Source organism: Acinetobacter sp. V2 (assembly GCF_001188385.1).
GTDB classification, from domain to species: domain Bacteria; phylum Pseudomonadota; class Gammaproteobacteria; order Pseudomonadales; family Moraxellaceae; genus Acinetobacter; species Acinetobacter oleivorans.
Map to the genome: position 1 here is coordinate 55,822 of NZ_JZFB01000004.1, position 4,613 is coordinate 60,434.

A 4,613-nucleotide genomic window follows, 5' to 3' on the forward strand; every position below is an offset into this window, starting at 1 on the left:
TGCTACAGCAGAACAACTCGTTAAACAAGGGCAACACGTCATTCTAGCGTGCCGAAATCCACAAAAAGCCAATGATGCGCAGAACAAACTACTTTCACTTAATCAAGGCCAAGTCGATTTAGTTTCCCTCGATTTAAACAGTCTTGAGTTAACCCAAAAAGCAGCAGATGAAATTGCTGATCGCTATGGCACCCTTGACGTACTCATTAATAATGCAGGCTTATTTGCCAAAACCAAACAATTGACCAATGAAGGCTTTGAGCAACAATTTGGGGTTAACTATTTAGGTCATTTTTTACTTACTCAAAAATTACTCCCAGTTTTAAAACAATCTCCGAAAGCACGTATTATTCATCTTGCATCTATTGCTCACTGGGTGGGCTCAATTAAACCCAACAAGTTTCGCGCAGAAGGTTTTTACAATCCCCTTTTCTATTATGGGCAATCAAAGCTTGCAAATTTATTATTCAGTAATGCATTAGCAGAACAGCTAGCTGGAAGTTCAATTACCAATAATGCATTACATCCCGGCGGTGTTGCTTCCGATATTTATCGTGACTTACCAAAACCGGTTTATGCAGCGATGAAATTAGGATTAGTGCCAACTTCAGTTCCAGCAAATCTCATTACAGAAATGGCAACTGGAGATGCTTGGCAAAACCGTAATGGAGAATATGTCAGCGCACATATGCCAGACTGGAAATCATCACATGCCAAAAATCAGCAACTGGCACGCGACCTCTATCAACAATCTCTAAATCTCATAGAAAAATTTCTTTAAACAAATAAGCCAAATAAAAAAGCCACCCGAGGGTGGCTTTTACAATCCTGATTGAGGTCAGATTAGTGACCGCCACCATTGATTGCTTTTGTCATATCTTCAACAACTTTCTTAGCATCACCAAAGATCATCATTGTTTTTTCGTTATAGAACAAATCGTTGTCTAGACCAGCATAACCTGTTGCCATAGAACGCTTAATCACCATGATTGTACGCGCTTTATGAGCTTCAAGAATCGGCATACCATAAATCGGCGAGCTTGGATCATCTTTCGCAGCAGGGTTTACAACGTCGTTTGCACCAATTACAAGTACTACGTCCGTTGCAGGAAAGTCTGAGTTAATCTCATCCATTTCCAAGATGTCTTCATACGCCACGTCTGCTTCTGCAAGCAACACGTTCATGTGACCAGGCATACGACCAGCAACAGGATGGATTGCGAAACGAACGCGGACACCTTGCTCTTTTAGAATTTCACACAATTCTTTTACAGCATTTTGTGCACGGCCTTGCGCCATACCATAACCCGGTACAATCACAACGCTGTCAGCATTTGACATCAAGAAGCCAGCATCATCAGCAGAACCAGAACGATGGTTACGTTGAACTTGCTCACCTTTGGCAGCAGTAGCAACCGCTGCACCGCCCATTGCCCCACCAAACAATACATTGATGATCGAACGGTTCATTGCTTTACACATGATGTACGACAGAATCGCACCAGATGAACCTACGAGAGAACCCGCAACGATCAACATGTTGTTTTCAAGTGTAAAACCAATACCCGCCGCAGCCCAACCTGAGAATGAGTTAAGAAGCGATACTACTACAGGCATATCACCACCACCGACCGGTGCAATCCACACCCAGCCAAATGCAAGCGCAAGTGCTGTCATTGCCCAGAAAGCAGTCATGTTGCCAGTCGTAAAGAAGTAAAAACCACAAGCCAACATCGCAATAAAGATAAGCGCTTGAACAGGTTTAACCCATGCACCAGAAATTGTTTTAGCCCATTTTTTTGCAGCCAATTTACCGTAAGCAAACACAGATGCTGTAAAGGTAATCGCACCAACGAAACAACCAACAAACAATTCAAATAAGTGAACTTTGCTCATATGCACATGTTGCACACCAGCTGCCGTTAAAGCAGCCTCATTTTGAGCGAACAATTCAGTAAGTTGGTTGTTATGTAAAATTGCAGCAATTGCAATTAAAACAGCAGCCAAACCAACTAAAGAGTGCATAAGTGCAACCGTTTCCGGCATTTGCGTCATTGGTACAGTGCGAGCACGAGCAATACCTACGATTGCACCGAGCACCATTGCACCAACAATCATCCAGATCACTGGGTTATTCGCAACAAAGAAAGTCGTTACAACTGCAATCGCCATCGCGATCATACCGTAACGGTTACCTTGAATTGCTGTTTTAGGGCCAGACAAGCCACGAAGCGTCAAGATAAAGAGGATTGCGCCAACAAGGTACAACCAGTTCGCATTTGCTTGAATAAATTCCATGTCAAAGCCCTCTTATTTCTTTTGCTTAGGCTTGAACATTTCCAGCATGCGTGCAGTTACTGCAAAGCCACCGAAAATATTAATGCTTGCCAAAAATACTGCAATCGCACCAAGTACGCTCACCACATTTACACTTTGAAATGCAACGTTAGCATCTACACCCAAAATAGGTAGACCCACAGTTTGCAACATCGCACCCACCACAATAATAGATGACAATGCATTGGTTACAGCCATAAGCGGCGTATGTAAAGCTGGTGTAACACCCCAAACTACGTAATAACCTACGAAGATGGCAAGGACGAAAATTGTAATAGTTTCAACCATGAGAAATCTCCTTAACCACGCTTAAGCAGTACTTGACCGCCATGAGTGACCAATAGGGCTTTTTGGATTTCGTCTTCTTGATTAATCGCAAAGTTTTTCTCTTTGTCGAATAATGTCTCTACGAAATTAAAAACGTTACGTGCATATAGCGCTGAAGCTTCTGTTGCTACAGTTGCCGGAATATTTGGGATACCCAAAATTTTCACGCCATTTTCTGTAAAAACAGTCTCGCCCACTTTAGAGCCTTCAACGTTACCGCCAGTTTCAACAGCCATATCTAAAATGACAGAACCCGGTTTCATCTTGGCAACAGTTTCAGCCTTAATCAGACGTGGTGCATCACGACCCGGCAACAACGCAGTAGTAATCACGATGTCAGCGTTAGAAACAGCCTTATCAACAATCGCGGCTTGGTCTTTGATGTATTGCTCACCCGGCATCCATCCATAACCATTTTTAGCGGCATCCGCTGCACGTTGTTGCTCTTCTTCAGACATTGGTACGTCTAACCATTTGCCACCCAAAGATTCAACCTGATCTTTTGCTGTAGGACGTAAATCAGTCGCTTCAACAATTGCACCCAAACGCTTTGCGGTTGCAATTGCCTGAAGACCTGCAACGCCCACACCCATAATCACAACACGAGCAGGTTTTACAGTACCAGCAGCAGTCATAAGCATTGGGAACATGCGCTGATATTCAGCAGCAGCAAGCAAAACTGATTTATAACCAGAAAGGTTTGCCTGAGAAGACAATACGTCCATATTCTGCGCACGAGAAAGTGTACGAGGAAGCAATTCCAGAGCAAAAGCAGAAACTTGCTGATTCGCAAACTGATCTAGCTCGGTATTACGATAAGGATCAAACATTGCTACAACAGCAGTATTTGCTGCAAGTTTTTGAATTTCCCCGCCTTGTGGCGCGCGAACTTTCAAAATAATTTGACTACCCGTATAGGCATCATCCGTAATGGTTGCACCGACCTGTTCATAAGCACTGTCAATGTACGCGGCCTTTACTCCAGCACCACGTTCAATCACAACGCTATGACCAGCGCTAATCAACTTCTTTACTGTCTCTGGCGTAGCAGCTACACGATTTTCACCGACGACAGTTTCGGTTGGGATTCCGATCTGCATGAGCGTTCCTCAAGCTAATTTCTCATTGTCAAAAACATTGCAAGCTGCAATGTTTCCCCCATGTGTATTCTTTGTACAGAATTTGGATTCTAATTGAACTTTTTTAAAATACCACCCAATATTTATTTAATAAATACCCATATTTTGAACTGATGATTCACGATATTTGATTTGAGGTGTAATATAGGAAGATTTTTCTTTTTTTGTAGACAATAGTCTCTCTTATACAGTCTTGTATATGAAAATTTCGCTTTCTTCGTTTCAAATCGGGTCTTTTTTTGCTCTTTGCTCTGCTTTTCTATTCAGTACAAAAGCAATCTTTATTAAACAGACTTATGCCCTTTCTCCATTAGTAGATGCCACAGTCCTGATGGCTTTACGCATGTTAAGCGCTTTACCGTTCTTTCTACTTATTTGTTGGTTTAACAGGCATCATAATCAGGGCATAAAAAAGAAGGATTGGCTAATTTTAATTTTTGCCGGTCTATTAGGCTACTACTTTGCCAGTTGGCTCGATTTTATGGGTCTCATGTTTATTAGCGCCTCTCTAGAACGAATTATTCTATTTTTATATCCCACGCTTACAGTCATCGTCTCAAGCTTACTCTACAAACAAAAATTAGATGCAAAAAGTTTATTTGCCATTTTTCTTAGTTATGGTGGAACCGTGCTGGTCATGCTTCAAGAGCACAACAATGCACCAATTCAGGGCAACTTCTGGCTAGGTACAAGTTTAGTATTTGCAGGTGCGATAGCTTTTGCGGGCTATTTATTACTAACCCCACCACTCATTAAGAAATTTGGTTCTTGGAATTTCACAGGGTTAGCTTTAACTGTGGCTTGTATCGG

At 42.1% G+C, this 4,613-nt stretch carries 5 protein-coding genes; 2 read left to right on the top strand and 3 right to left on the bottom strand.

The features are described from left to right. On the top strand, window positions 1-781 hold a 781-nt coding region (locus UC75_RS13220), incomplete at its 5' end, for an SDR family NAD(P)-dependent oxidoreductase (RefSeq protein WP_049837875.1). 62 nt (window positions 782-843) lie between these two features. Here UC75_RS13220 and UC75_RS13225 read toward each other — a convergent pair. The 3 genes from UC75_RS13225 to UC75_RS13235 are packed head-to-tail and all read right to left on the bottom strand — an operon-like array spanning window position 844 to window position 3,764. Continuing rightward, window positions 844-2,298 carry an NAD(P)(+) transhydrogenase (Re/Si-specific) subunit beta gene (locus UC75_RS13225; protein WP_004794591.1) on the bottom strand — a complete coding sequence of 485 codons (1,455 nt, stop codon included), beginning with the start codon at window positions 2,296-2,298 and terminating at the stop codon, window positions 844-846. A 12-nt stretch (window positions 2,299-2,310) separates the two neighbouring features. After that, window positions 2,311-2,625 carry a proton-translocating transhydrogenase family protein gene (locus UC75_RS13230; protein WP_003654992.1) on the bottom strand — a complete coding sequence of 105 codons (315 nt, stop codon included), beginning with the start codon at window positions 2,623-2,625 and terminating at the stop codon, window positions 2,311-2,313. Window positions 2,626-2,636: 11 nt separating this feature from the next. Beyond that, on the bottom strand, window positions 2,637-3,764 hold the full coding sequence (locus UC75_RS13235; RefSeq protein ID WP_004794594.1) for a Re/Si-specific NAD(P)(+) transhydrogenase subunit alpha: 1,128 nt from the start codon (window positions 3,762-3,764) through the stop codon (window positions 2,637-2,639). A 238-nt stretch (window positions 3,765-4,002) separates the two neighbouring features. Between UC75_RS13235 and UC75_RS13240 the strand changes: the two genes are divergently transcribed. Beyond that, on the top strand, window positions 4,003-4,613 hold a 611-nt coding region (locus UC75_RS13240; RefSeq protein ID WP_228137365.1), incomplete at its 3' end, for a DMT family transporter.

Bases quoted from the DNA above. Each gene is read 5' to 3' on its own strand.
- UC75_RS13225 (WP_004794591.1), bottom strand. From the start codon at position 2,298: ATGGAATTTATTCAAGCAAATGCGAACTGGTTGTACCTTGTTGGCGCA.
- UC75_RS13230 (WP_003654992.1), bottom strand. From the start codon at position 2,625: ATGGTTGAAACTATTACAATTTTCGTCCTTGCCATCTTCGTAGGTTAT.
- UC75_RS13235 (WP_004794594.1), bottom strand. From the start codon at position 3,764: ATGCAGATCGGAATCCCAACCGAAACTGTCGTCGGTGAAAATCGTGTA.